The organism is Methylacidimicrobium cyclopophantes (assembly GCF_902143385.2).
GTDB lineage: Bacteria > Verrucomicrobiota > Verrucomicrobiia > Methylacidiphilales > Methylacidiphilaceae > Methylacidimicrobium > Methylacidimicrobium cyclopophantes.
On the sequence record NZ_CABFUZ020000249.1, the window covers coordinates 1 to 24,926 of the forward strand.

Below are 24,926 nucleotides of genomic sequence, written 5' to 3' on the forward strand. Positions count from 1 at the left end.
CCGGGAAAGAACGGCAGGAGCCCCTTCCCTAGGGCTTCACTTCTTTGAGCCAAGCGGCAACGGCATTCGCCATAGCCGTGGCGTGGGCATCCGGAAAGAGATGATCCGATCCTGGAATCTCGATGAGCCGCTTGGGCTCCGAAGCAACGGCAAAGAGATCCCGCGAATCCTGCGGAGGGACCACGTCGTCGGCCAGGCCGTGCACGAAAAGCCAGGGCACCCGAATCTTCCGCGCCACCTCGACGACGCTACCGATCCGGTTCATGTCGTCGACGAAGGCCCGAGAAAGCGGAAATTGCGGCATCTCCCACATACAACCCGCACCCGGGGTGACGGTGCCGAACTCGCGCTGGACGAAAGCGGCTGCATGGGCCATGCCGGCAAGCGAGATCAAGAAGTGGATCCGCGGATCCTGGCTGGCCCGCAAGACGCCTACGATCGCGCCGAGGCTATGGCCCGCATAGCCGACATGCCAGTCGCTGAGAGCATCGAGAACCGCGCCCAGGTCCCCTACCTCCTTGGTGGGGGTGAACTCTTCGAACTTTCCTTCCGAAGCTCCGTTGCCGGAAAAGGAAAAGCGCAACGAGTGAATTCCGTTTCGGGAGAGAACGTTGGAAAGCTCGATCAACATCGGCCTGTCCTTGTGGGCGGTAATCCCGTGACCGATGACCACGAGGGTCGGATTCTCGGGCGATCCACCCTGATAGGCAAAATCGAGTCGTTCCCCTTGCGCATTACGAATTTCGTGTGGAATGGATCGTTTCATGCCCCCGTTTACCATGGTCGCTCGGAGGACCGCAACCATGAGGAGACCGATCCGAGACGAAAGCCGCCTCTTTCTCATTCCTCCAGCAAGGAGGAGACGCAGCTTTCTTGAAGAAAGGCGAGGAAGTGAATTTCCCAGAGCGCCTTTTGGAGCTCACGCGACTGGACGGTCAGAGGATTCCATTCCATCTGTTCCTCGGTAACCCCGTGCGCGACGGCGAGCGTGATCCTCCGGTCGTTGAGCATGGCAAGGAACTCGTCGAATTCCCCTTCGCTCAACGTCAGCGAGGCGGGGGAAGCGCTCTGGAGGGGGCTCCCCTGCGCAAGCCACTTGTCCAGGAGAGCCACGCGCTGTGGACGCCAACTGAGGCGCTCGGCCTCCAGCTCCTCGGCCGCCCCCGGGATCTCCTCGGCTCCGTCTCCCCGAGTCAAGGTGCCACGCCAATGGTGCTGCAGAGCTTCCGAAAGCTGCGAAAGCTCGGTCTGGTAGTGCTTGCGCAGCGCGAGGAGAGATCCGAGGAGAATCTCCCGCTCTCCCGACTCGAGGCGCAAAACGATCTGGTCTCGATTCCGCGCGACCTTCACCCTCGCTCCATGGTCGCTTGCAAGCCAAATCGTTGCAATTGATGAACGAGAAATTCCGCCCGCTCCCGCGTCTCCTGCGCAACGCGGCTCTTCCCCCTGTGATGGACTTCCAGCATATGCCGGGTCGCTTCCTGTTTGCTCATTTTGAGCACACGCTGAAAGACGAAGACCACGTAGCTCATCAGGTTGACCGGATCGTTCCAGACGATGACTCCCCAAAGGCGCTCGAACGCCTCGCGGACCTTCTCGTCAACAACCTCTTCTTGAATGGTTTCTGGTACCGCTAGCTGCTCCATCGCTTCCGCCGCTTCCAATACATCGTTTCGAAGATGGGTTTGCTAACCGAAAATACAATTATAGCGATCGCTTCGCGGCTCACAAGAGCGCACGCGCAGCCTTTTTTCATTCAGCCGCTTTTTCGCTTTCGCGAACCTGCTCGTTCGCTAGTAGCGCGGGACGGAAGGATCGATCTCCAGGCTCCAAGCCTCGATCCCCCCCGCAAGGTTCTGAACCTTGCGAAAGCCCGCGTCGAAGAGGAGCCGACAAGCTTTGGCGGAGCGGGGCCCGAGCTTGCAAAAGAGAACGACTTCCCGCGCGCTGTCGAGTTCGTGGATGCGCTGATGGAACTGCGAAAGCGGGATCACCTTCGCCCCGGGAATCTGGGCGATCGCCACTTCATGTGGTTCGCGCACGTCGATCAGATCAAACTCGACTGCCCCATCCAATCTCCGCTTGAGCTCTTGTACGGTAATCTCGGGGACGTCGTCGGCGGCAGCGGGCGTTCCGATTCCGCAGAAGGCCTCGTAGTCCACGAGGCTTTGGATGGAAGGCGCGCTTCCGCAGATCGGACAGCCCGGATCCTTCCGCAGACGGAACTCCCGAAACTCCATGCCCAACGCATCGAAGAGGAGGAGCCGGCCGATCAACGGATCTCCCAATCCGAGAATGAGCTTTACCGTTTCGATGGCTTGCACCATCCCGATCAACCCCGGCAAGACGCCCAGCACCCCTCCCTCGGCGCAACTCGGCACCATGCCGGGATCGGGGGGCTCGGGGTAGAGGCAGCGATAACAAGGCCCCCGCTCCGCCCAAAAAACGGTCGCCTGCCCCTCGAAGCGAAAGATGCTCCCGTAGACATTCGGCTTTCCCAAGAGAACGCAGGCATCGTTGACGAGGTAGCGCGTGGGAAAATTGTCGGTGCCGTCCACGACGACGTCGTAATCCTGGAGGATTTCCAAGGCGTTCTCCGAACGGAGCGCCGTCTGATAGGGAACGACCTCGACGTTGGGGTTGAGCTCCTGAATGGCTTCGATGGCCGATTCAATTTTCGGCTTTCCGATGTTGCGAGTCTTGTGGAGTACCTGGCGCTGGAGGTTCGAGTCGTCGACCGTGTCGAAATCGACGATGCCCAACCGCCCGACGCCCGCCGCCGCCAGATACAGGAGCAGAGGCGATCCCAGACCCCCTGTTCCCACCGCGAGCACGCGCGCGGCCTTGAGCTTTTGCTGCCCCTCCAACGTCACCTCCGGCATGATAAGGTGGCGGCCGTAGCGCCGAATCTCTTCGTGGGTAAAGCCGGCGGCCGGGAAAACCTTGTTGACTCTCGGTAAATAGCTCATGGAGCGCTCTCCTTCTTTTTTCCAAGACCGTCGGGATCGTACCAAATCCACCCTTCCTCAATGTTAGGGAGCTCCCAGGCTTGCGAAAGAAAAAGTTTCCCTATCTACTGCTGGCGATGACTCTTCGCAAGCTCTGCTTCGGAAAACCCAAAGGGTTCCCCAAGTCGGCACGGACGGCCGCGCTCTGGATCGATTCGGATGCGGCACTTTTCTCCTTCACCAAGGAGCTCCGGCCGCAACGAGCCATCGCCCTCGATGCGGAATCGGCTTCCTTCCATCATTACCGGGCCAAGCTCTGCGTGCTCTCGATTCAACAGGGCGAAGCGGTCGCCGTGGTCGACACCCTCTGCGTCGATCTTGCGCCCCTTTGGGGAGCGCTCTCTCGTTCTCCCTGGATCCTTCACGGAATGGACTTCGATCTGAGGCTCTTGCGGGGGGCGAGGGCGCCCGATCCGCTCTCCATCTTCGACACGATGATCGCTGCGCAACTTTGCGGCTTTCCGGCGATCGGCTATGCGGCCTTGGTCGAGCGCTTCTTCGGCGTCGCGCTCGTCAAGGAGAGCCAGAAGGCCGACTGGACCCGGCGCCCGCTCTCTGCGGAAATGCTCGACTACGCGGTCCAGGATGTTCGTTACTTGGAATCTCTCCAAGAACGGCTTACTGAAGAGCTCGACCGGCTCGGCCGCCTCGGCTGGCATCGAGAAAGCTGCGCGCGGCTTCTGCGCAAAACGGGGGAGCCCTCCCCGGAAAAGAACGCAGCGTGGCGGATTCGTGGGTGGCGCGAGCTCCCCGCCAAGGCGCTTCCATTCCTTCGCGCACTCTGGCAATGGCGAGAGGAGGAGGCCGCTCGCCGCGATCTGGCTCCCTTCCGGCTGGTTCCGCCCGAGCTGCTGCTCCGGATGGCTCTCTGGGCTTCCTCTCGCAAGGATCCGATCCCGGCGAAATGGCTCCCTCGGCACCTAGGGGAAGCGGAGCGATCCCGGCTCGCGGCCGCTCTCTCCTCCCCCTTGGGATCTCCGGAAGAGTTGCTCCCCCCGAAAAAGCCCAGGATCAAGATGACGGCCGAAGCCAACCGGCGCCTGGAGGAGCTCAACGAAGCCCGCAGCCGGCTCTCCACACGGCTCGGGATCGAAGCGGGATTGCTCGCCCCCAAACCGCTCCTACTCGAGCTCGCCCGAGACCCGCAGGGGGCTCCGGAACGCCTGCTGGCCGAAGGGCGGTGGTGTCGCTGGCAGCGCGAGCTCTTCGCCAATCCCTGATCGTGCCCGTCCGCTCCGACCCGACGGCCGGAGATCTCTGCCCCGAAGGCAAAGGTTTGACATTCCTCCTTCGCCGCCTCCAATTGTAGCGGAAAGGAAGTACGGATGGCGGGACATAGCCACTGGGCAAAGGTTCGGCACCAGAAGGGGGTGACCGATGCACGAAAAGGAAAGCTCTTCAGCAAGCTGGTCCGGGAGATCGCGCTCGCGGCCAAACTGGGCGGCGGGGATCCGGGATTCAATCCCCGTCTGCGGCGGGCGGTAGAAACCGCCAAGGCCGAGGGGGTCTCCTCCGAGAGCATCACGCGGGCGATCCAGCGCGGCACGGGCGAGGTCGCCGGAGAGGCCTATGAAGAGATCCTCTATGAGGGGTATGCCCCCGGGGGTGTCGCTGTCCTGGTCGAAGCGGCGACCGACAATCGGAACCGAACGGCGGCGGAGGTGCGCAGCCTTTTTACACGCCACGGAGGAAACCTCGCGGGGGCGGGCAGTGTTTCTTGGCTTTTCCAGCGCAAAGGGATCATTCGCGTCGATTCGACCAAAGCCTCTTTCGACCGCGTCTTCGAGGTAGCTCTCGAGGCATCGGCCGATGACGTCCAGGCTTCGGACGGGTCGATCGAGATCCTCTCCCCCCCCGAGCGATTCGAAGGGATCGTCAAAAGCCTGGAAACGGCAAAGATTCCCATCGAGTCGGCGACCCTCGGCTACGTTCCCCAGAACCTCGTTTCGATCAAGGATGAGGAGAGTGCGCGCGCCCTTCTCCGGCTGCTCGACTCCCTGGAAGAACATGAGGATGTGCAGCATGTCTTCGCCAACTTTGAGATGAGCCCCGAGATCTTGGCGCAGGTGGAAGCCGCGGCCTCGGTCCCGGGTAGATAGAACAGCGATGACCTCCTCGGAAATCCGCGAGAGCTTTTTGCGCTTTTTTCGGGAACGGGCCCACACGATCGTTCCGTCGGCTCCGTTGCTGCCCGATTCTCCGAACCTCCTCTTCACCAACGCAGGGATGAACCAGTTCGTGCCGATCTTCCTCGGCCAGGTTCCTTGCCCCTACTCTCCGCCGCGGGCCGCCGACACGCAAAAGTGCATCCGCGCGGGCGGGAAGCACAACGATCTGGAAGAGGTGGGGTTCGATACCTACCACCACACCTTTTTCGAGATGTTGGGGAACTGGTCGTTCGGAGACTACTTCAAGAAAGAGGCCATCTCGTGGGCCTGGGAGCTGCTGACGCACTGCTGGGGATTTCCGCCGACCCGCCTCTACGCGACCGTCTACGAGCCGGGACCCGAGGAGCCGGGCGAATTCGACGCCGAGTCTCACGCGGTCTGGTCCTCCCTTTTTGCCGCCGCCGGCTGCGATCCGGAGATCCACGTCGCCAAATTCGGCAAGGCTGACAACTTTTGGATGATGGGGGAAACCGGCCCCTGTGGTCCCTGCTCGGAGGTCCACGTCGATCTCACTCCGGAAGGGAAAAGCCGCGGACGGCTTCTCAATCAAGCCGATCCCCGCTGCTTGGAGGTCTGGAACCTCGTCTTCATTCAATACGATGCTCGGGGCGACGGCTCCCTATCTCTCCTCCCCGCCCGGCATGTCGACACGGGCATGGGTTTGGAGCGGATCGCTTCGATCGTCCAAGGCACCCAGGGGTTTCGCGACTTTTCCCGAAGGATCTCCAACTACGATACCGACCTCTTCCGCCCCCTGCTCCGCACATTGGAAAAGCTCTCCGGCCGCCCTTACGGAGGAGCCGTTCCGGAACCCGGCGGGCTGGCGGAGCAAGCCGATGTCGCCTTCCGCGTCATCGTCGACCATTTCCGGGCATTGGCCTTTGCCATCGCCGACGGCATTCTCCCCAGCAATGTCGGACGCGGCTACGTCTTGCGCCGGATTCTCCGGAGGGCGACCCGCTTCGGCCGCACCCTCGGGCTCCGCGCCCCTTTCCTCCCCGAGCTTCTTCCCGCCCTGCTTTCGACTATGGGAGAAGCGTTTCCCGAACTGGTCGAAACAGAGGATCGGATCGCCTCCGTCCTCGCCGCGGAAGAGACCCTCTTTGCCAAAACCCTTGAGCGGGGACTGGCCCTCTTCGAGGATCTCGCCGCCGAGGCGGCCAAGCGGAAGAACCGGATGATCGCCGGCGAGGAAGCCTTCCTCCTCTACGACACCTATGGCTTTCCCCTCGACCTTACCGAGCTGATGGCCCGAGAGCGGGGTCTTTCCGTCGACACGCAGGGATTCGCCGAGAGCATGGAGAAACAACGAAACCGTTCGGCGGCTGCACGCGAGGAGGATCTCTTGAGCGTCGCGGCGCAGAGCGAGTTTGTCGGCTATGAGGAGCTGGAGGCGGAGGCGGAGGTCGTTCTTCTCTTGGCGGGAAATCGCGCCGTCTTCGACCGCACCCCGTTTTACGCCGAGATGGGCGGCCAAATTGGAGACTCCGGCACGGTCGAGTATGATGGTCGCCGACTCCCGGTGCGCGATACAACCCGGTCGGCCAGTGGCGCCCACCTCCACCGTTTAGAGGATCTCGACCGTTTGGAGCCCGGCTGCCGGGTGCTCTTGCGCGTCGATCGGGAGCGCCGGAAGCGGATCGCCATTCACCATACCGCGACCCACCTTCTCCACTGGGCTCTTCGCGAGGTGCTGGGCCCGCAAACGGTTCAGCGGGGCAGCTATGTCGGTCCCGACCGGCTCCGCTTCGACTTTTCCCATACCGGACCGCTCTCCGCCGAAGAGATCGCCCGCGTCGAGAAGCTCGTCCAGGAACGCATCGCCGAGGATGAGCCGGTGAGCTGGGAGGAACGCCGCTATGCGGAGGTGAAGAACGATCCGCGCATCCTCCAGTTCTTCGGGGAAAAGTATGGCGAGCGCGTACGGGTCGTCTCCATCGGGGAGTGCTCCCGGGAGCTCTGCGGCGGGACCCACATCCGCCATACGGGCGAGATCGGCTTTTGGAAGATTCTCTCCGAAACCGGCGTTGCGGCCGGCATTCGTCGGATCGAGGCCGCCGGCGGCGCGGCTCTGCTCGACTCCCTCCGCGAGCAGGCGGCCGCACAGGAAAACGCTTGGAAAGGATTGCAGCGGAAACATCCGGGAATTCCTCCGCTCGTCCCCTTTCCCTTCGACGCCTCCCCCGCCCTGGCGGCCGAGTACCTGGCGCGGCGCCGGGATGCGCTCTTGCTTCTCGAGCGAGAGCTCCGCGCAGCGGAAAAGCAGGCGACGAAGAAAGCGGAAGAGGCCCTGCGGGCGCGAGCGCGGCAGGACGCGGAGTCGGCCGTCGGAGCCGCCGAGCGCTTCGGCTCACTTCCGGCGGTCATCCTCGACTGCGGATCGGCTCCTTCCACCTATCTCCCCCTGCTTTGGCAAACGGTTCAAAGCCGCTGGGAGGGGGTCGCGGTGCTCGCCACCCGCGAGCAGGAGCGCGCCGCTTTTCTGATCGGAGTCTCCCGAGCCTATCTTTCCCGTGCCGATGCCACCCGTCTTCTCCGGGAAATCCTCTTCCCCCTCGGTGGGAAGGGAGGAGGTCGCCCAGACCTAGCTCAGGGAGGAATCCCCCACCGGGAGAAGATCCCCGAGGCCCTCAGCCGAGCCAGGGAGCTTCTCCTCGCCGCCGGCACCCTTGCTTAGAGCAGCGTCCCATGCAGCAGATCGGTCGGCTTCTCTTGATCCTCGGGATTTTGCTCGCAGCCGTCGGGCTGCTGCTCAGCCTTGGGATCGGCACCAAATGGATCGGGAGACTCCCGGGAGACATCCGGATCGAAAAGGAAAACGTGCGCTTCTACTTTCCGATCACCACCTGTCTGCTCGGCAGCCTCCTCCTCAGCGCAATCCTTTGGCTTTTGCGCCGGTAAACCCACCTTCCCCGAGTGACCTGTCCGCTAGGGTTTGATATCTTCGTCCGGGATGGCCGCCAGATCCGCGTCGGTCAAGGGGGATGTCCGCTGCGCATACTCGGCGCGGGCGGCCTTCACCTGCTCCGCGGTGACCGGAGTCCCCTTGTTTCCCCACGCCTGGCGAACGTAGGTCAAGATCGCGGCGATCTTGTCATCGGAAAGGATCGCTTTCCACGGCTGCATCGGACCGTTGTATTGCGCTCCGTTGACCGTGATGGGACCTTGCAGTCCGTTGAGGACGATCGCCACCGCCCGCTTGGAGCCTCCCGTCGCCTGGGGAGCACCGGCCAACGGAGGATAGACGGCCGGGATCCCGGTCCCCGTCGGCTGGTGGCAGGCGGCGCAGTTCATCGTGTAGAGCTGCTCGCCCTGCTTCACGTCTTGCGAGAAGGAGGCCAGTGGGGCCAGGGCGAGCGCTCCGCCCAGGATCGCGACCCAGCGATTTCTGCCGAGAGCGTTCCTCCGAGCTGATTCCAGGGAAGAAAACGGCGAACGAGATCCAATCCGATTGCGCAAGGATGTCTTCATCGTAACCCACTGAAGATCGGTTCCTTACGTCCTTTGTCAATCCTAAAGCGGCAACGATCTTCTTTTCGCCGAACGCGGGCTCCGTTTATGGTGCGAGCCGCGTCCGCTTCCATTGCCCATCCCCTATGCGCGCGTAGAGGAAGCGATCGTGGAGCCGGTTGCTCCGCCCCTGCCAAAACTCGATCTCGTCGGGCACGAGGCGATACCCGCCCCAAAACGGCGGCAGCGGGACTTCCTTTCCCGCGAAGCGCTCCTGCATCTCCCGGAGACGGTTTTCCAAGAAGGCGCGTTCGGCCGGGATCGGCTCGCTTTGCGGCGAGGCCCAGGCGGAGAGGCGGCTCAGAACGGGTCGGCTCTGGAAATAGGCGTTCGACTCCTCGGTCGATACCTTTTCCACAGCGCCCCGAACGCAGACCTGCCTCAGCGAAACCGGCCAAAAGCAACAAAACGCCGCCTGGGGATTTTCCTCGAGATCTTTCCCTTTGCGGCTCCGATAATTGGTAAAGAAGAGAAAGCCCCGCTCGTCGATCGCCTTGAGGAGCACCATCCGACTTCGCATCCTCCCTTCCCGGGAGGAGGTCGCCAGCGCGATCGCGGTCGGGTCGCCCGCCTCGGTCCGCGCCGCCTCTTGATACCAGGTAAAAAATTGCCGAAGCGGATCGGCGTCGAGCTGCTCGAGCGAAAGCGGAGGTCCCGCAAACTCCTTTCCCGATCCCTCCAGAAAGATCATTCTCCGTTCCCTCTCGCCTCTTCGATATCCCGCTATGGGTGGACCCTACCTTGAGAACGACTCGGATCGCAAGAAAGGGTTGTAGGTCGATGCCAACCTTGATTTACTCTTCCACATGAGCAATCGCATTCTCACTTCGCATGAGAAGGCGCTTGCGGTCAACCTTGATCAAAAGATCTATGGCACCATTGCAGAAATCGGCGGAGGCCAAGAGGTGGCACGCTGGTTCTTCACGGTAGGCGGAGCGGCTGGCACCGTCGCGAAGTCGATGTCCGCCTATGATATGCACTTCAGCGACGCGATCTATGGTCCGACGGAGCGCTATGTTTCCCGCGAGCGACTCTCGGCCATGCTCGATCATGAATATGATCTGCTCTTGGAGCGATTGCGTCAAAAGCGGGGAGACGAGACCCGGTTTTTCGTATTTGCGGATACCGTCGCCATTCGCGGATTCCAACCGCGCAACGAATGCCACGGTTGGCTCGGCGTCCGATTCCAGCAGAAGCCGCTGGCAAAACCGAGCGAAGTGATTCTTCATATTCGACTCCGCGATAGGGAACGAATTCGCCAGCAGGAGGTCCTCGGAATCGTCGGTGTAAATTTACTTTATAGTATTTGCTATTTATGGACCGACCCCTATCGCCTCCTCGAATCTCTCCTCGATAATCTCGATTCCGAGCGATTAGAGATCGATCTGGTCTCTGTAGGGGGCCCGGCATTCGCCGAATGCGACAACCGCCTCTTGAACCTCCATCTGATCGTGCTCGGTTTGGCTCGCGTCATCCTCTTCGATCCGACGGGCCAGGCGCACCAGCCGGGCGAGCTCCTCCGCCGAAAGGCGGTGCTCATCGAGCGCGGAGAGTTTGCTCCGGTCACCCGGATGCACGTGGAGATGCTTCAGTTGGCCCGTGAGAAATTCTTGCAGGACCCTGCGATCGAGCGCTTCTCCAAGATCGAGCTCTTGGAGATCACGACCAAGAACCTCCTCCTGCCCGATGGCAAGGTTGATTCCCACGATTTTCTTCAGCGCGTCGAGCTTCTCTGTGCGATCGGCTACCATGTCCTGATCTCCAACTATGCCGAATTCTATGAGATCAGCTCCTACCTGGCCCGCTACGCGGAGGGGCTGGTCGGCATCGTCCTCGGGATTCCCCTTTTGGAAGAGATTTTCAGCGAGCGCTACTACTCCTACGTCGAGGGAGGGATCCTCGAAGCCATGGGTCGCCTCTTCAAGAAGAACGTAAAGCTCTACGTCTACCCCACCCGCAAGGTGTCGGACGGGGAGATCCGCACCGTGGAGCAGCTGACGCTGGAAGGCCCTCTCGGCCACCTCTATGCCTACTTGCGGGAGACGGGCCGAATCGAGCCCCTCAGCCCCCGCAATCCCCCCGACGCGCGCTTTTCGCCTCGCCAGGTGGGCGTCCTCATCCGGTCGGGAGACCCCGCTTGGGAAGACTACGTCCCCGTCCGAGCCGCCCAGCTCATTCGGGAAAAACGGCTCTTCGGCCATGGCATGGCAGCGGCGACGCCAGGGGAAACCCGAGTCCCGTCCGGCGAGCCGTCGCTCCCTGTCTAAGGACGGTTCGGAGCGCGGGGTTGGCGCAAAGCGCTTTCGTCCCCGCGGGCGGGAGCGTACCCTCATTTTGCATGGCTCGACGATCGGCCGCTCTTCTCGCCGTCCTGCTCTCGGCAACCTTGCCTTCCATTGCCGAGCGCCCCGAGCTCGATTCGCACCCCGCTTCCGAGGAGAGGAAAAACCTCCCCCCTTCCGCCGTCTTCCGTGGAGAGGCGATCTTTGCCCGACTGGTCTCGGAGGCGGAGCGGCAGCGCTGGCGGGAGCTCCCCATCGGCCGCCGGACGGTCGAAGTGGGCTTGGCGCTCGTCGGTACCCCATACAAGAACTGGACGTTGGAGATCGACGATCACATCGAGGCCCCATCCGTCGATCTCTACGAGATGGATTGTTGGACCTTTTTCGAGATCTCCCTCGGATTCGCCCGAATGTTGCGGGAGAAGAAGGGGGACTACCGCCCCGGCGATCTTCTCCGCATGATCGAAATCGATCGCTACCGCGGCGGCCATTGCGATGGAACCTACTACTCCCGCCTCCACCATCTCGAGGATTGGATTCGGGACAATGCCGCGCGCGGCCTCGTCATCGATCTCACCCGGCAGCTGGGCGGAATCGAGATGACCGGCCACTCGCTCCACTACATGGGCGAGCATTGGCAGGAGTTCCGCTACCTCCGCCACAACCCCGAGCTCATTCCCCGTTTTCAGGCGCTCGAAAGAAAGATCTCCGCCCAACCCGTCTACTACATCCCGAAGGAACGGGTGCCTTCGATCGAGCCTCGTCTCCATGACGGAGATGTGCTCTGCATCGCGAGCAGCTGGCCGGGCACCTTCACCTCCCACGTCGGCTTGGCCTATCGAGATCCCCGAGGTGTCCTCCATTTCCTCCATGCCACCTCGATCCAAGCGGAGCGTCGGGTCGTGATCGGACCCAGGCTCAGCGACTACCTCTTCGCCCACCCCAAGGCGGCGGGCATCCTGGTCGCCCGTCCGCTCGATCTGCCAGGGACCCGCCCCCATCCCTCCTCCGAGAAGGCCACGGAAAAGCGGCTTCAGGGAACGCGCACGCAGTCTGCGTCATCTTCTTAATATTAAGAAACCAGGACCGGCTCCCAGCTCTCCTCCGCTCCGCCGAAGTCGCCCCCTTTGCGCTTCCTCCCACCCGAGATGCTCGTCCAGCCGGAAAAGTTCTCTCCGCGCGAAGAACGGGAAACGATCCTTCCTCTACCGCCTACCGGCTCCCCTCGCGAGGGAACGAAGGGAGGAGCCAGTCTGGTGGAGAGGCGGCGAGCTCACTCATCTCCGCGACGCTGCCGACCGGCACCCCCGCCTGCCGGCGCAACCAGACGGCCGTCTCCTCGCGGACCTTGGCCGACGGCTCGGCGAAGCCGTTGAGAAGGATTCCCGCGGGGGTGAGGCCGGCCGCTCGAATGCTTTCTACGGTCAGCAGGGTATGGCTCAAGACGCCGAGCCGGCAAAGAGCGACGACGATCACGGGTAGCCCGAGAAGGACGGCAAGGTCCCGGACCGTCTCCGTCGAGCCCAGCGGCGTCTTCCAGCCTCCCACCCCTTCGACGACCGCATAGGGAAACTTCGCCAGCCAGAGCCGGATCTTCTCCGCGACTTCGGGAAGGCAAAGCGGCCTCCCCTCCTCCTCTGCGGCGATTGCTGGAGCGACCGGGCGGCGGAAGAAGAAGGGATTGATTTCCTGCAAGGAGAGATCTTGGCCGGTGGCTTCTTGCAAAAGAGCTGCGTCTTCTCGGGAGCCCGTGGCGATCGGCTTGAGGCCGACCGCTGCCAACCCCGACCGGCGCCAGGCGCGGAGGAGCGCGGCACCGAGCAGGGTCTTGCCGACGCCGGTGTCTGTGCCGGTAATAAAGAAATGGAGTCGTTTTTCCGGTTGCAAATGTCGAAGCGCTTCGTAAGCTTACTCGAATCCTCCGGAAGGCAATTAAAGGAATCCTTCTGGGCGAGACAAGAAACCGCAAGACATTATGGCAGATCTCACCAATCGATATCCGGACAACGTCGCCGGCAAGTACTACGTCGACTCCCAATGCATCGACTGCGATCTATGCCGGGAGACGGCACCCTCGAACTTCAAGAGGAATGACGACGGCGGTCACTCCTACGTTTACAAGCAACCCGAGACTCCGGAGGAAGAAGAGCAGTGCCGCGAAGCCAAGGAAGGCTGTCCGGTGGAAGCGATCGGGGACGACGGAGAGCTCGCGGAAGCTGCAACCCAGACGACGGAAGCCCGCGAAGGCTGACGTCCTTTTGAGCGACGAGGCGACCTCTCTTCGGCGGACGTCGGAGGGATTTGCGGCGCCGTCTCCCGTTTGGTTGTCGCTTTTTCTCTCCAAGGCGATGGAACCAATCCAAAGCGATCGGGAACGGCGGGAGGACAGCCAAGGGCTTCCGCAGACGAAGCAACCGCGCACGATTCTCCGCCCCGCTCGACCGGGGGAACGGCTCGACCGTTTTCTCGCCTCCTCCCTCGGCCTGTCACGGACGGCCGTCCAAGAACGGCTGCTCCGGTCGAGCGCCATTCGAATCAACGGGGTATGCGCCGTCCGGCCTCCTTCCTACCGACTCCGCGGGGGAGAGGAAATCGAGGTCGATCTTCCGGCTCGTCTCCCTCCCTCCGACTCCCCCCTCCCGAAGGCCGAGGCGATTCCGCTGGACGTGCTCTACGAAGACGACGATCTTCTCCTCCTCAATAAGCCTTGGGGCCTGGTCGTCCATCCAGCCTACGGGCATAGGAACGGAACCCTCGTCAACGCGCTCCTCGCCCGCCGGCCGAACCTGCCTGGAGCCGATCCGATCCGACCGGGGATCGTCCACCGGCTCGACAGGGAAACGAGCGGCCTTCTTGTGGTCGCGAAGACCGAAGCGGCCCGTGCGAGTCTTCTCGACCAGTTCGCCTCCCACACCGTCGAGAAGCGTTACGAGGCGATCGTCTGGGGAACCTTCCCGCGCGGAATTGTCTCCTGCGCGCGAAATGTCGGCCGAGATCCCCGGAACCGTCGGAGGATGGCGGTACACTCCCGGTCCGGACGGACGGCCCTCACCGAGTTTCGCCTGCTCGAGCAGCATTGGAGGGCTGCTCTGGTCGAATGTCGGCCCCGGACGGGACGGATGCACCAGCTCCGCGTCCATCTCTCCTATCTCGGCCATCCAATCGTCGGCGACCCGCTCTATGGAGGGATTCGATCTCCGGAAAGTCCGCGCCTTCTGCTCCATGCGCGGCAATTGAGCTTCCTTCATCCCCGCACGGGAGAGCGAGTCCGCTTCGAAAGCCCCGCTCCGAAGGAATTCTCCGCCTGGTTGGCGAAGAGCGATGACGAACGACCCTGAGCAACTTCGGACGACGCTCGTCGCCTACCTCCGCGCCTTGCGTGCCACCGGACGCCAATGGGTCCGCCTTCCTCCGGACTGGAGCAAAGGGCTCTCGCCGATCTCCCCTCCGTGCCGAGAGGCTGCTCCCCTTCCGCGACCCGTCGCACCGCTTCCGCCTCCGCACTCCGATCCGCCGCGGGAGCCGATTCCCCCTCCTGCTCCCGTTTCGCCGGCCCTCCCCGAATCCTCGGCCGATCGGGAAGAGCGCCTCGACCGGCTTGCGGCTCTTCGCAAAGAGGCGATCGGCTGTCGCCGCTGCCCCCATCTCGCTTCCTTCCGCTCCCAAGTCGTCTTCGGCGTGGGCAACCCCAATGCCCGGCTTTTTTTCGCCGGCGAGGCCCCGGGGGCCGAGGAAGATCGGCTGGGAGAACCTTTTGTCGGGCCCGCGGGGAAGCTCCTCACCCGCATGATCGAAGCGATGGGTCTCCAGAGAGAGGATGTCTATATCGCCAACATCCTCAAGTGCCGACCCGATCTGCCCGAAGGCGCCCCGGGCAATCGAAAGCCGACCCCGGAAGAGATGGAGACCTGCCTCCCCTATCTACGCGAGCAGATCGGCATCATCCGGCCCGAGGTCATCGTCGCCCTGGGCGCGACCGCTCTGGAGGGTTTGACGGGCCTACGCAAGGGAATCAGCGCCCTCCGGGGGAGCTTTCTCGATTTTCAAGGAATCCCGCTTCTTCCTACCTTCCATCCGAGCTATCTGCTCCATAAGCCCGACCTGCGACTGAAGCGCCAGGTTTGGGAAGATCTGCTCCTGGTCATGGAACGGCTGCACCTCCCCATCAGCCAACGCCAGCGCTCGTTTTTTCTTACAAAAGCCCAACCCTAACCTAGCTCGAGGTCACGAGCGTCGTCTTTTCTCCCGATCCATGTCGCCGCACACGTTTCGATTGGATTTCGCGCATCTTTTTCTTCGACAAACCGCCCTCCGAACGAAAAGCTTGCTTGGATGAAGAATCCGCTTTCCCCGGGAAATCCGTTCCCGTTGCAGAAAGACGGCCCGCAGAAAAAGAGGCCGCAGGGGTTTTTCGGCTCGAATTGGCAGCTCGCTCTGCAGATCTTCGTCGCCCTTCTCTTGGTGTGGCTCTGGCAGGAGAGCGTCCAACGAGCGACGGTCACCACGATTCCCTACAGCGCCTTCCTCGACAAGCTGGCCAAGAAGGAGATCGTCGAGTGCACGATCACGCCCGATGAGATCCTGGGGAAAATGGTGGTGCCGACTCCTCCGAAGAAGGAAGGGGAAGCCAAGAAGGAATCCAAGGTCACCCTCTTTCGAACCGTCCGTGTCGAGGATCCCAACCTTGTCGCCGAATTGCAGAACGCCCATACCATCTACGCGAGCGTCCGGCCCAGTCTCCTCTCCCAGCTCATCTTTTCGTGGGTTCTCCCCATCGCCATCTTTTTTCTGATCTGGGTCGGCTTGAGCCGGTGGATGACGCGCGGAGCCGGCTATTCCCTCCTCAACGTGGGGAAGAGCCGAGCTCGGCTCGTCGCTGAAGAGGGCACCGGGGTCACCTTCGACGATGTCGCCGGCTGCCAAGAGGCGAAATATGAGCTCCAGGAAGTCGTCGATTTTCTCAAGAGCCCCGGCCGTTATCGCGCCCTCGGGGCCAAGATTCCCAAAGGAGTTCTCCTGATCGGACCGCCCGGCACCGGCAAGACACTCTTGGCCCGCGCCGTCGCCGGGGAGGCCCACGTCGCTTTCTTTTCCCTCAGCGGGAGCGAATTCGTCGAAATGTTCGTCGGAGTAGGCGCCTCCCGTGTGCGGGATCTCTTTGCCCAGGCAAAAGGTCGGGCACCCTGCATCATCTTCATCGACGAGCTCGATGCCATTGGTCGGCAGCGGGGTGTGCGAATCGGGATGGGCCATGACGAACAGGAGCAGACCCTGAACCAGCTGCTCGTGGAGATGGATGGATTCGATCCGAACGAAGGAATCATCCTCCTGGCGGCGACCAACCGACCCGACATCCTCGATCGGGCCCTTCTCCGCCCGGGACGCTTCGATCGGCATGTCGTCGTCGATCTGCCGGATGCTCAGGGCAGGCTGGCCATCTTGACCGTCCATAGCCGGGGCAAACCGCTGGCTCCGGCGATCAACCTAGAAGAGATCGCCCAGGCGACCTCGGGCTTTTCCGGCGCCGATCTGGCCAATCTGATGAACGAGGCGGCTCTTCTGGCCGCACGCCGAAAGGCGCAGCAGATCGAGCAAGCCGACCTCTTCGAAGCATTGGAAAAGGTAATCGCCGGACCCGAGCGCCGAAGCCTCCAGCTTGCCGCGGAAGAGAAGCGCCGGGTGGCCTACCATGAAGTGGGCCATGCACTGGTGGCCGCCGCCACTCCCGGCGCCGATCCGGTCCGAAAGATCAGCATCATCCCCCGGGGCCGGGCCGCACTCGGCTACACCCTTCAGCTCAACCCCGCACAGCAATATCTCTTCACCCGCACCCAACTCCTTGCCAAGCTGCGGTGCGCCATGGGCGGCAGGGCCGCCGAGGAAATCGTCTACGGCGAGGTGAGCACCGGTGCGGAAAACGACTTGGAGACGGCCACCACCCTCGCCCGCCAAATGGTCTGCCTCTACGGCATGAGCGAATCGGTCGGCCTTGCCCATCTGATCCCGAGCCGTCCCGTCCCCAACGAGATCCCCGGGCTCGATGGCCGTGCCGAATACAGCGGAGAAACTGCGCGTCTGGTCGATCAGGAAGTCCAGCGGCTCCTCGGGAATGCCTACGAGGAGGCCAAGACGATTCTGCGGGAGGAACGGGCGACGCTCGAAGCGGTCACCGCCGAACTCCTCAAGAAGGAAACGCTCGGGGCGGAGGAGTTCTTCGCCCTCTTGCCGGAATCCGCAAAAAAGGCGGCGGCCGCTCACTAAGGAAGAGTGAACGGAGCTTTGCATTTCCGATTGACCCGAGTGCGTTGCTCGCCGTATCTTGCATGCCCGGATGAGTTCTCTTCCTCCCGGGCATGAGGCCGAATCTTTCGATGGTTCCCAAGAGGAGCCGGAAGCTTGGTCTCCTCTAAAAGCAAAGGCACCCTCCCAAGCGGGCTATCCGCAGCACCCCCCCCCGCAGCCGGGACCCGAAAACGCCTCCCCCGCAAATGCCTCCGGCTGGCCCTCCCCATTCTTTCTGCAGCAGAACGCAGCCGTTCCCCCAGCACAGCAGGGAACAGATCCACAGTCGGCGTCTCCGCCCCAAGGGGCCTTCGCCTCCTTCTTTTACCCGCCCCGTCCCATGCACCAGACACCCCCGGCCCCCACCGGCCAGCCTTCGCCCCAAAACTTCGGCAACGGGATGCCGGCCAGCGCCCCTCGCCAAGCAATGCCTTGGTCTCCTCCAGGTCCTCCGGCCACTGGTCCTGAGCAATCCTGGCGCCATCCCGCTCCGCCCCCCCAAGCCTCTCCTCCTCCGCCACCGCCTCCACCCGCCAACGGGTCGGTTCCGCCAAACTCCTATTCCCCGCCGGCCCCCCCTCCACCGCAAGCCCGTGCGGTCCCGCAGCCCCCTCCTCCGCAGAGCGCGCCGCCGCCGTCGGAAGAGCCCAAAAATCCTCGTTCGGCACAACCGCCCGAGGAATCGACCGCCCGCTCCACTGGCAGCCGCTCCATGCCGCGCCACTCCACTGCTTCTGCCGGTGCCGCGCAGCAGCAGCCCCCTCCATACGCGGTGCGGCCCGCGGCCCGGACGGGGGAAAAGCCGAACAAGACAAAAGAGAGCGCGAAGCCTACTCCGAAACAGAAGAGTCGAGACGATGCAGGCTCCGATTCGACAGGGCGCTTTGGAACCATCGCTCTCGCATTGACCGCTGCGCTTGTCAGTACATTGACCGCGATTTATCTTGCCCTGGTTTACGCAGACGTGTTCTAAGAACGGTTCACCGCGAACAGCGGAACCAACATCACGGAGGAGCATCTGCTATGGCTGGTCTCGTTCAGGAAATTACCGAGAAAAATTTCGAGCAGGAAGTTACCCAATCGCCGATCCCGGTGGTCCTCGATTTCTGGGCGGAGTGGTGCGGCCCCTGCCGCATGGTGGCGCCGGTGATCGAGGAGCTCGCCGGTGAGCTGGCCGGTAAGGTGAAGTTCGGCAAGGTGAACGTCGACCAGGAACAGTCGCTTGCTTATCGCTTCTCGATTCAATCGATCCCTACCCTTCTGATCTTCCGGGACGGGCAGATCAAGGGCCGGCAGGTAGGGGCGGCTTCCAAAAGCCACATTCTGGCGAAGATTCAACAGGCCCAGTAACGAAGAGATACTTTTCTTCTTGCGCGGCGCTCGTTCTTCGCGCAGGGTATAGCACTCTCAAGATCGCGGGGTGGAGCAGCCCGGTAGCTCGTCAGGCTCATAACCTGAAGGTCGCAGGTTCAAATCCTGCCCCCGCAACCATCTCGTGGGTTTCCCAACAGATTCGGGCGGCCCTTTCAACAATTCCTCTGCTGCTCGGTGGACCGTTGCAGATTGCGACAGAGAGACGAACAAATCGGCCTCGCCTGTCCCTTGGCCGGGCGACCATGGGGCGACGCTCGACAGGAAAATGGGGGACAACTCCCCTACGCTCCCCTTTCCTCCTCCAATGATCTTCGCAGACGGAGCAGGAAGAGAACGCAAGTGCTCCCCTCGATCAGCGCTGCTTGAGAAACCCTTCTAAGGAAATCTCCCCCTGCTCAAGGATGCTTTGCAACGTTCCCGGTGGGGTCGCGTCCTGATTCGAGACCATGATTCGTCTGCCATGACCTTCCCCGCGGAAATCTGCTCCGCTCTGCCGAGTGACTCGAAAGCCAAGCCGCTCCTAGACTAAGACCATTTCCCTTCCAGAAATCTCCCGCGGCAATTTCACCAGCCGTTCCCCGACCTACTCCTGGAGAAAGACGTATTGGAGCGACGTGGGGACTCTCCCCTCGTCGAAATGGCAGAAGAGAGCATCCCAAATGGCGTCTTCCAATCTTTCGAAAGTATCCGCTTGGGTGGTGTGATCCCTCCTTTTCCCGAGGGATCTTCCCAACGAGCAACGTGCCACTCGTCTTTCAATCTTACATGAAAGATCCTTTCCTCCTCCACAACAAACCTGTTCGCGGACGTCGACGCTTCTCGGGATGGCTCTTTCCTTTCGATTTCGAGCATCATGGTCGGCATCCTGATCATTCTAGTTCGACTGGCTCTGCCGCCGACTTGATGGGCAGCAAGCGCTGACCGATCTCTTCGTTGTTCCTCAAAAGCTTCACGAAATAGTCGCCGGCGCGAGAGATCGGGAAGCTCGGGAATGGGATCGGGAAGTCCTATGCGTGTCTAGGGCCGAATGGAGCGGCACCGGGAGGGGGCCGAAACGTGAAAGTCGCACTCGCCATCAGATGCCCGCTTTCGGCCTGTTCGATACGAACCGTCCCCTTCAGCTTCTCCGGCTTCCCGTGGAGATGGGCCACGCGCGCGGTGATGAAGAAAAGAGCCGCTTGGAAGACGGCCTGGACGGTGCCGGCCAAGCGTCGCGCCTTCTCGCCACCGAAACCTCCAAGCTCGAATGAAGCCGGTGGATCGCTGCCGCGCCTTGCGAGCGCTCGGCGGCCCGGAGCGATTGCGCCAATCGCATCAAGGCCAAGGCCGGCGTCACTCGATGAAGTATTGGAAGCAGTGCGTTGAGCTCTGCGGGGTTCCGGGGGAAGAGCCCAATCCAGAGCCCCCCTTTGGCGGCGAGTTAGACCAAACGGATCGCTGGAAGGAGCGGAGCACCTTCGGGAGTTTTTCGGGGAAGCCCCGGCTGCCAATTCGGTTCCGAGCTTGGCGCTGATCCAGAATGCCAAGAAGCAGAGCCCTTCATATGGTTGAGGACCCAATCCATGTGACGAGGAAGAGTTGTGAGTTTGGCAATCCGAATCCGATTCTTCCCATGGGCACTACAGGGCTGCCTTTGAGCTCTTTGGAAGACGCCATGGTTCGCGGGACGAGACACGCAGAGCGGAGGGGATTTGCGCGCACGAGGATTGCCGGCGGTCATTCCTTCGGCGCTTTGTATTTCCGACGGCGACTTCGACAACAGGAATCGTTCGTAGGAAGGCCCAGGCTTGCTCGGTCGAAAAGGGCGGCTTGACCTCCTTGAGCATTTTCTCCAGGAGCCAGCCCAAGCAAGAAGGCCAAGGTGGCGACGAAGGCGTGGAGCTGGGCCCGCTGGAAATCGTGGGGAACGATCGGACGCACCTCGAAGACATCCTTGAGCTTCCGGAAGGCCCGCTTGGGCTTTGGTGACTGCCTTTGTAGGCGCAATCGGTTTCCACCGAAAAAGAGAGCCTCTTCTTCGGTCAGGATCCCATTCTCGGCCACGAGGAAGCTTTTCGTTCTCCAAGGGCGCTTCGAAGGAGTCAGCCGACTGGAACGGAGGCTAGCAGTAGCGATGCCCGCGATGGGCCGAGAGGATCCGCCTAAACATAGGCCGGACAGACCGCATTTACAGGCCGATAGGGGTGGGTCGTCGAGCCTCCGGCCGCAGGAAGAGCAAGGCCATGCTGCGGGCCAACCAGCGATGCGTCACGACGATTCGAGCGCCGCGTAAGCCTCGGCAGCTCTCCGAAGGCCGATTCACGATCGATGTTCAGTGCTCCGCCCGCCCGCTCGAATCGGTTTCGGAGCCATCCCTGGCGACAAAGAAGCAATGTTTGGCAATCAGCTCGAGAATTTCTCCCCGCGCCCGCTCCTCGGTCTCCTTTCCCAAACTGAAGCGCTCCGCCGCGGCGAAGAGGTCCTGGGCCAGCTCCTTTCCATCCCCTTTGCCTTTGTAGCCTACCTCCCGATTTTGCTCGAAGATCCGGTTCCAAGCGGTCCGGACGATCTTCCAAAAGGGGGACCTCTTCTGCAGAAAGCTCTCAGCGGCCGTGAAGTCGGCTCCGCTTCCCTTCCGGTAGGAAATGACCCCCAGTTCCCGAGCCAGTACCTCTTCCCCCGTCTCGCTCCGACGCACCTTGTCGTTCTCCTCCTCGAGGATCCATCCCCCGCCGCCAACCAACTGGTGCATCACCGACCGCTGGAGGTCGTAGTCCGACCTTCGGGAGAGCTCGCGCCGCGGAAGTGGCCTCCACAAGGGATGGGAGACCCACTCGGAAAAACCTTCCCGGTGGCGCCATCGTCCATAGCCCGCATATCGGGGAGCATCATCGACGTTCCAGACCGTCTGTATCCAACTCCCTTCGACCTCCCCCGGCGCGAGATCGACGGATTTCCACCGGTCCTTTCCGACATATTCCCAGAAAGAGCGCCTCTGGTAATCCCAATCCTGCCTCCAATGCTTGGTGACCGCTCCCTTGCCATCGATCAGCAGATGTTGGAGCGCAATATGCCCGCCCTCGTCCTCGAGCACCACCACCTTTTCAAATCCCGCGATCTTGTACGGCGGATGCACGGAGTAGCCGGGCTTCAGGGAAAAGATCTCCTCGAACCGGTAGGCGACTCGCCAATCCCCCGCCATCGAGAGGATGGCTTTGCGATCGGCCTCGAACGGAGTTCTCTCGGGCTCCGGACCCGCGTGCAGGCTTTTGCCGGGAGGCCCCTCCGCGCCGAAAAGAGAGAAGACGGCGCCACCGAAAAGCAGGAGTGAAATTCCCGAGGAAAAAAGAGATGCCATAGCAACTCCTTAAAATACTCTCCGAAGCGAAACGGCACCAAAAAATGAAGATCGGTGGAAACCGTTGCGGACGAGATCGACGACTGGCTTGGCGAGAAGGGGATCCGCTTCGAGCGGAGCGTGGCAAAGCCGGGGCGCTCGGGACGCGTCTGGACGGTCGACTACCAGACGTACCTGCCTCAACGCACGTCTCTCATCTTCCTGCTGGCGACGGGATCGCGCGCCGCAGCGCGTCGAGTCACCGAGCATGTCGTGGCCGGTCTCTACGACCTGAGCCACCTGAAGGCGCGCCCGCCTCAGCCGTGCTTCGTCTCGCTCTTCGACGACACGGAGGACGTCTGGCAGGCGGAGGACTTCCGACTCGTTGAAGCTCTATCTTCCGTGGCCCGATGGTCTCGGCCGGACGAGCTTGAGGCGATCCTACGCGCGGCGCGGGAAGGCTAGTAGAATAGGCCGATGAGCCGCTTAGCCGACTCAGACTTCCAATCCGCCGCCCTCGCCCGCCTCGAAAGTAGTGGTTGCCAGGTTAGCCACGCCTCCGAGATCACGCTCGGAGAATTCGGGGCGGAGGGATCGGCCTATCGCGAGGCGATCCTCGAAGGTCGGCTCCGCGACGGCCCCGCCTCGCACTACGGACGGAATTGATTGCCAGGCGCTTTCGGCTATCCTGGCACAGGGAGGGCGCTTCTCCTCCCCCTTCGTGGCGAACCGCCCGAGGAAGGCACGCCCGGAAGTATCGCAACCGGCAAGGAAGGAGGCTCTTGGGCGGGAGGCGACGAAGGATCGAGGAGAAGAAGGACCCCTGAGATTGCCGATTGGGAATTGCCTTTGGCCATGCCCCCTCCGATCACCGCATCCTTGCTCTACGACCTCATCCAATGCCCCCACCGGCCGTGGATGGATCTCTTCGGCGATCCAGCAAAGCGCGACCCGGAGAGCGCCTTCGTCAGGCTCCTTTGGGAAAAGGGGACCCTTTTCGAGAACGAGGTCCGCTCTCGGCTTACGCTTCCTCCCCTCGATCTTTCGGGCTACTCCGATGCCGAACGGGAGCGCCGCACGTTGGAAGCGATGGAAAGGGGGAGCCATCTCCTCTACTCGGGCCGGCTCTCGTGGGGGGATCTCCTCGGCGAGCCCGATCTGCTGCGCCGAGAGGGGAGCGGCTATGTCGCCGGCGATATCAAATCCGGCTCGGGCGAGGAAGGAGCCGAGGACGAGGCGAGGCCCAAAAAGCAGTACGCCGTACAGCTCGCACTCTACACCGATCTCTTGGAACGGCTGGGAAAGAGCACCGGAGAGAAAAGAGCCTTCGTTTGGGATGTGCGCGGGCGGGAGGTCCCCTACGACCTCGCGGCACCGATGGGACCGAACAATCCGACCACTCACTGGGATCTCTACCGGGAGGCCCTTGCACAGGCACGGCGGATCGCCGCCAGGAGCGAAGCGAACCTCCCCGCCTACGGGGCGGTCTGCAAGCTCTGCCATTGGCATACCGCCTGCCTCGAGGAGCTCGTGCAGAAGGAGGATCTCACCCTCTTGCCCGAACTCGGCCGTTCGAAGCGGGATCTCCTGATCCAGGAGCTTCCCACGATCGGCGACTTGGCCCGTTGCGATCTCCACCGGTTTCTCGTCGGAAAGAAGACCCTCTTTCCGGGCTTGAACTGCTAACGCCTTATTTGCGCGTTCTTGCGCGCACATGTATGCACATGTATCATTCGAGCATGACTCGCAAGCTGGGCAGCATCCGAGAAGCTGGCGTGAAAGAGGCCGTGGAGGAATCGGGGAGATGCTGACCGCCCACAAGATCGCGCTCAGGCCCAACAATGTGCAGGCTACCGATTTCGCCAAGGCGGCGGGGACAGCCCGATTCGCCTACAACTGGGCGCTGGCCGAGTGGAAACGGCAATACGAGGCGTGGAAGGCCGACAAGAGCCTGCCGAAGCCGGCGGAAACGGCGCTCCGGCGCCAGTGGAACGCAATCAAAGAATTTCCCTGGATGCGGGAAGTAACCAAGAACGCCCCACAGATGGCAATCCTCCAACTCGGTCGGGCGTTTGACAATTTCTTTGCGGGTCGTGCCCGCTATCCGCAATTTCGAAGGAAAGGCGTGGACGATTGGTTCACGCTCACCAACGATCCATTTCGAATCGAAACCTCGCGCATTCTGATCCCAAAGCTTGGCTGGGTGCGGATGCGCGAGAGATTGCGATTTGATGGCAAGATTCTCTCGGCCACGGTCTCCCGCGTGGCCGATCGGTGGTTTGTCTCCATCACCATCGATACCGGGGAAGATCCCCATCCGCCGAAAGCCGAAAACCAAGGCGAGGCGGGCGTGGATCTCGGTGCCGAGGTGTTGGCGACGCTCTGGACGGGAGAAAAGGAAGAGAAGATTCCCGGACCCAAGCCGCACAAGGCGTTGTTGCGGCGACTGCGCAGAGAGTCGCGGAGACTCTCGCGCAAGCTCAAGGGATCGCGGAATCGGCAGAAAGCTAAGAGAAAGCTAGCCAAGCTGCATGCCCGTATCGCCAACATCCGCGCCGATGCGTTGCACAAGCTCACGACAGAGCTAACGCGGCGCTTTCACACCATCGCCATCGAGGACCTGAACGTGCGCGGGATGCTGAAGAACCACCACCTGGCCCGGTCCATTGCCGATATGAGTTTTTTCGAGTTCCGGCGGCAGTTGGAGTACAAGGCGGCCAGACGCGGCGTGCGAATCGTCGTGGCGGATCGCTGGTTTGCCAGCAGCAAGAGCTGCTCGGATTGCGGTAACAAGCTCGAAGCCCTGCCGCTGTCGGTGCGCAAGTGGAGATGTCCGGCCTGTGGAGCAATCCACGACCGCGACCTCAATGCAGCGATCCATCTGAGGAATTTGGCCGTGAGTTCCACGGTGTCAGCCTGTGGAGAGGAAGGCTCTGGCGCACGTCGCAAGACGCGCGTGAAACCGGCCTCGAGGAAGCAGGAAGTC

Annotated in this window: 27 protein-coding genes and 1 tRNA gene; 16 read left to right on the forward strand and 12 right to left on the reverse strand. The window is 62.1% G+C overall.

Features of this window, described 5'->3' with window-relative positions; translation table 11 throughout:
- Positions 1-28: 28 nt before the first annotated feature.
- The 4 genes from FN369_RS09810 to moeB all read right to left on the reverse strand — a co-directional run bounded on the left by FN369_RS09810 (position 29) and on the right by moeB (position 2,969).
- Complete coding sequence (locus FN369_RS09810) at positions 29-844, reverse strand: alpha/beta hydrolase (protein WP_246189655.1); 816 nt, start codon at positions 842-844, stop codon at positions 29-31.
- Entirely contained in the window at positions 841-1,350 is a 510-nt protein-coding gene (locus FN369_RS09815) for a DUF2017 family protein (protein ID WP_142525961.1), read from the reverse strand. The genes FN369_RS09810 and FN369_RS09815 overlap by 4 nt, the downstream gene beginning before the upstream one ends.
- Positions 1,347-1,646, reverse strand: coding sequence for an ATP-dependent Clp protease adapter ClpS (clpS, locus tag FN369_RS09820; protein WP_142525962.1), 300 nt, complete (start codon positions 1,644-1,646; stop codon positions 1,347-1,349). Before clpS ends, FN369_RS09815 begins: the two co-directional genes overlap by 4 nt.
- 147 nt (positions 1,647-1,793) lie before the next feature.
- Positions 1,794-2,969 carry a molybdopterin-synthase adenylyltransferase MoeB gene (gene moeB / locus FN369_RS09825; RefSeq protein ID WP_142525963.1) on the reverse strand — a complete coding sequence of 392 codons (1,176 nt, stop codon included), beginning with the start codon at positions 2,967-2,969 and terminating at the stop codon, positions 1,794-1,796.
- Between the two features lie 80 nt (positions 2,970-3,049).
- Between moeB and FN369_RS09830 the strand changes: the two genes are divergently transcribed.
- The 4 genes from FN369_RS09830 (at position 3,050) to FN369_RS09845 (ending at position 8,077) form a co-directional block, all read left to right on the forward strand.
- A complete protein-coding gene (locus FN369_RS09830; protein WP_142525964.1) occupies positions 3,050-4,228 on the forward strand; it encodes a ribonuclease D in 1,179 nt (392 codons plus the stop codon).
- Positions 4,229-4,333: 105 nt separating this feature from the next.
- Positions 4,334-5,107, forward strand: a complete 774-nt coding sequence (locus FN369_RS09835; protein WP_142525965.1) for a YebC/PmpR family DNA-binding transcriptional regulator — start codon at positions 4,334-4,336, stop codon at positions 5,105-5,107.
- A gap of 7 nt (positions 5,108-5,114) precedes the next feature.
- The gene (gene alaS, locus FN369_RS09840; protein ID WP_142525966.1) at positions 5,115-7,853 is read left to right on the forward strand and encodes an alanine--tRNA ligase; all 2,739 of its coding nucleotides are present in this window, start codon (positions 5,115-5,117) and stop codon (positions 7,851-7,853) included.
- A gap of 11 nt (positions 7,854-7,864) precedes the next feature.
- Positions 7,865-8,077, forward strand: coding sequence for a DUF2905 domain-containing protein (locus FN369_RS09845; protein WP_142525967.1), 213 nt, complete (start codon positions 7,865-7,867; stop codon positions 8,075-8,077).
- 27 nt (positions 8,078-8,104) lie between these two features.
- On the opposite strand, the gene FN369_RS09850 is transcribed toward FN369_RS09845, so the two are convergent.
- The gene (locus tag FN369_RS09850; RefSeq protein WP_142525968.1) at positions 8,105-8,647 is read right to left on the reverse strand and encodes a c-type cytochrome; all 543 of its coding nucleotides are present in this window, start codon (positions 8,645-8,647) and stop codon (positions 8,105-8,107) included.
- A gap of 85 nt (positions 8,648-8,732) precedes the next feature.
- A complete protein-coding gene (pdxH, locus tag FN369_RS09855) occupies positions 8,733-9,377 on the reverse strand; it encodes a pyridoxamine 5'-phosphate oxidase (RefSeq protein ID WP_142525969.1) in 645 nt (214 codons plus the stop codon).
- A 115-nt stretch (positions 9,378-9,492) separates the two neighbouring features.
- On the opposite strand from pdxH, the gene FN369_RS09860 reads away from it, so the two are divergent.
- Both FN369_RS09860 and FN369_RS09865 read left to right on the forward strand, forming a co-directional pair.
- Positions 9,493-10,953 (forward strand): TonB-dependent receptor, encoded by a 1,461-nt coding sequence (locus FN369_RS09860; RefSeq protein WP_142525970.1) that lies wholly within the window; start codon positions 9,493-9,495, stop codon positions 10,951-10,953.
- A gap of 71 nt (positions 10,954-11,024) precedes the next feature.
- On the forward strand, positions 11,025-12,038 hold the full coding sequence (locus FN369_RS09865; protein WP_142525971.1) for an N-acetylmuramoyl-L-alanine amidase-like domain-containing protein: 1,014 nt from the start codon (positions 11,025-11,027) through the stop codon (positions 12,036-12,038).
- Positions 12,039-12,180: 142 nt separating this feature from the next.
- Here the strand turns inward: FN369_RS09865 and bioD are convergent, their stop codons facing one another.
- On the reverse strand, positions 12,181-12,855 hold the full coding sequence (gene bioD, locus FN369_RS09870) for a dethiobiotin synthase (RefSeq protein ID WP_142525972.1): 675 nt from the start codon (positions 12,853-12,855) through the stop codon (positions 12,181-12,183).
- 88 nt (positions 12,856-12,943) lie between these two features.
- On the opposite strand from bioD, the gene FN369_RS09875 reads away from it, so the two are divergent.
- The 4 genes from FN369_RS09875 (at position 12,944) to ftsH (ending at position 17,229) form a co-directional block, all read left to right on the forward strand.
- Positions 12,944-13,219: a ferredoxin gene (locus FN369_RS09875; protein WP_142525973.1), complete on the forward strand. Its 276-nt coding sequence runs from the start codon at positions 12,944-12,946 to the stop codon at positions 13,217-13,219.
- 97 nt (positions 13,220-13,316) lie between these two features.
- Positions 13,317-14,306 carry an RluA family pseudouridine synthase gene (locus tag FN369_RS09880; RefSeq protein ID WP_142525974.1) on the forward strand — a complete coding sequence of 330 codons (990 nt, stop codon included), beginning with the start codon at positions 13,317-13,319 and terminating at the stop codon, positions 14,304-14,306.
- A complete protein-coding gene (locus FN369_RS09885) occupies positions 14,290-15,180 on the forward strand; it encodes a uracil-DNA glycosylase (RefSeq protein ID WP_142525975.1) in 891 nt (296 codons plus the stop codon). Before FN369_RS09880 ends, FN369_RS09885 begins: the two co-directional genes overlap by 17 nt.
- A gap of 120 nt (positions 15,181-15,300) precedes the next feature.
- Positions 15,301-17,229 (forward strand): ATP-dependent zinc metalloprotease FtsH, encoded by a 1,929-nt coding sequence (gene ftsH, locus FN369_RS09890; protein WP_142525976.1) that lies wholly within the window; start codon positions 15,301-15,303, stop codon positions 17,227-17,229.
- Between the two features lie 579 nt (positions 17,230-17,808).
- Here the strand turns inward: ftsH and FN369_RS09895 are convergent.
- Entirely contained in the window at positions 17,809-18,144 is a 336-nt protein-coding gene (locus FN369_RS09895; RefSeq protein WP_142525977.1) for a hypothetical protein, read from the reverse strand.
- A gap of 129 nt (positions 18,145-18,273) precedes the next feature.
- Here FN369_RS09895 and trxA point away from each other — a divergent pair, with 129 nt between their 5' ends.
- Together trxA and FN369_RS09905 are read left to right on the forward strand one after the other, a co-directional pair.
- Positions 18,274-18,600: a thioredoxin gene (gene trxA / locus FN369_RS09900; RefSeq protein WP_142525978.1), complete on the forward strand. Its 327-nt coding sequence runs from the start codon at positions 18,274-18,276 to the stop codon at positions 18,598-18,600.
- 64 nt (positions 18,601-18,664) lie between these two features.
- Positions 18,665-18,741, forward strand: a tRNA-Met gene (locus FN369_RS09905).
- Positions 18,742-19,631: 890 nt separating this feature from the next.
- Here FN369_RS09905 and FN369_RS09910 read toward each other — a convergent pair.
- The 4 genes from FN369_RS09910 to FN369_RS09920 form a co-directional block, all read right to left on the reverse strand.
- Positions 19,632-19,832 carry a hypothetical protein gene (locus FN369_RS09910; RefSeq protein ID WP_142525979.1) on the reverse strand — a complete coding sequence of 67 codons (201 nt, stop codon included), beginning with the start codon at positions 19,830-19,832 and terminating at the stop codon, positions 19,632-19,634.
- 508 nt (positions 19,833-20,340) lie between these two features.
- Positions 20,341-20,667, reverse strand: coding sequence for a hypothetical protein (locus FN369_RS09915; RefSeq protein ID WP_142525980.1), 327 nt, complete (start codon positions 20,665-20,667; stop codon positions 20,341-20,343).
- A 124-nt stretch (positions 20,668-20,791) separates the two neighbouring features.
- Entirely contained in the window at positions 20,792-20,926 is a 135-nt protein-coding gene (locus tag FN369_RS11585; RefSeq protein WP_281290945.1) for a hypothetical protein, read from the reverse strand.
- Between the two features lie 9 nt (positions 20,927-20,935).
- On the reverse strand, positions 20,936-21,961 hold the full coding sequence (locus FN369_RS09920) for a DUF6607 family protein (protein ID WP_178087799.1): 1,026 nt from the start codon (positions 21,959-21,961) through the stop codon (positions 20,936-20,938).
- Between the two features lie 54 nt (positions 21,962-22,015).
- Here FN369_RS09920 and FN369_RS09925 point away from each other — a divergent pair, with 54 nt between their 5' ends.
- From FN369_RS09925 to FN369_RS09940, 4 genes are all read left to right on the forward strand, one after another.
- The gene (locus tag FN369_RS09925) at positions 22,016-22,405 is read left to right on the forward strand and encodes a hypothetical protein (protein WP_142525981.1); all 390 of its coding nucleotides are present in this window, start codon (positions 22,016-22,018) and stop codon (positions 22,403-22,405) included.
- Between the two features lie 12 nt (positions 22,406-22,417).
- Positions 22,418-22,606, forward strand: a complete 189-nt coding sequence (locus tag FN369_RS09930) for a hypothetical protein (RefSeq protein WP_142525982.1) — start codon at positions 22,418-22,420, stop codon at positions 22,604-22,606.
- Between the two features lie 189 nt (positions 22,607-22,795).
- Complete coding sequence (locus FN369_RS09935; RefSeq protein WP_142525983.1) at positions 22,796-23,626, forward strand: PD-(D/E)XK nuclease family protein; 831 nt, start codon at positions 22,796-22,798, stop codon at positions 23,624-23,626.
- Between the two features lie 118 nt (positions 23,627-23,744).
- Positions 23,745-24,926, forward strand: a 1,182-nt coding sequence (locus FN369_RS09940; protein WP_142525984.1) for an RNA-guided endonuclease InsQ/TnpB family protein, incomplete at its 3' end; no start/stop codon positions are given.

Excerpts from the sequence above, each read along its gene's own strand:
- alaS (WP_142525966.1), top strand. The coding sequence starts at position 5,115 with ATGACCTCCTCGGAAATCCGCGAGAGCTTTTTGCGCTTTTTTCGGGAA.
- clpS (WP_142525962.1), bottom strand. The coding sequence starts at position 1,646 with ATGGAGCAGCTAGCGGTACCAGAAACCATTCAAGAAGAGGTTGTTGAC.
- FN369_RS09880 (WP_142525974.1), top strand. The coding sequence starts at position 13,317 with ATGGAACCAATCCAAAGCGATCGGGAACGGCGGGAGGACAGCCAAGGG.
- FN369_RS09835 (WP_142525965.1), top strand. The coding sequence starts at position 4,334 with ATGGCGGGACATAGCCACTGGGCAAAGGTTCGGCACCAGAAGGGGGTG.
- FN369_RS09860 (WP_142525970.1), top strand. The coding sequence starts at position 9,493 with ATGAGCAATCGCATTCTCACTTCGCATGAGAAGGCGCTTGCGGTCAAC.
- FN369_RS09885 (WP_142525975.1), top strand. The coding sequence starts at position 14,290 with ATGACGAACGACCCTGAGCAACTTCGGACGACGCTCGTCGCCTACCTC.
- FN369_RS09930 (WP_142525982.1), top strand. The coding sequence starts at position 22,418 with ATGAGCCGCTTAGCCGACTCAGACTTCCAATCCGCCGCCCTCGCCCGC.
- FN369_RS09865 (WP_142525971.1), top strand. The coding sequence starts at position 11,025 with ATGGCTCGACGATCGGCCGCTCTTCTCGCCGTCCTGCTCTCGGCAACC.
- FN369_RS09935 (WP_142525983.1), top strand. The coding sequence starts at position 22,796 with ATGCCCCCTCCGATCACCGCATCCTTGCTCTACGACCTCATCCAATGC.
- FN369_RS09920 (WP_178087799.1), bottom strand. The coding sequence starts at position 21,961 with ATGGCATCTCTTTTTTCCTCGGGAATTTCACTCCTGCTTTTCGGTGGC.
- moeB (WP_142525963.1), bottom strand. The coding sequence starts at position 2,969 with ATGAGCTATTTACCGAGAGTCAACAAGGTTTTCCCGGCCGCCGGCTTT.
- trxA (WP_142525978.1), top strand. The coding sequence starts at position 18,274 with ATGGCTGGTCTCGTTCAGGAAATTACCGAGAAAAATTTCGAGCAGGAA.
- FN369_RS09850 (WP_142525968.1), bottom strand. The coding sequence starts at position 8,647 with ATGAAGACATCCTTGCGCAATCGGATTGGATCTCGTTCGCCGTTTTCT.
- pdxH (WP_142525969.1), bottom strand. The coding sequence starts at position 9,377 with ATGATCTTTCTGGAGGGATCGGGAAAGGAGTTTGCGGGACCTCCGCTT.
- FN369_RS09845 (WP_142525967.1), top strand. The coding sequence starts at position 7,865 with ATGCAGCAGATCGGTCGGCTTCTCTTGATCCTCGGGATTTTGCTCGCA.
- ftsH (WP_142525976.1), top strand. The coding sequence starts at position 15,301 with ATGAAGAATCCGCTTTCCCCGGGAAATCCGTTCCCGTTGCAGAAAGAC.
- FN369_RS09895 (WP_142525977.1), bottom strand. The coding sequence starts at position 18,144 with ATGGTTCCAAAGCGCCCTGTCGAATCGGAGCCTGCATCGTCTCGACTC.
- FN369_RS09875 (WP_142525973.1), top strand. The coding sequence starts at position 12,944 with ATGGCAGATCTCACCAATCGATATCCGGACAACGTCGCCGGCAAGTAC.
- FN369_RS09810 (WP_246189655.1), bottom strand. The coding sequence starts at position 844 with ATGAGAAAGAGGCGGCTTTCGTCTCGGATCGGTCTCCTCATGGTTGCG.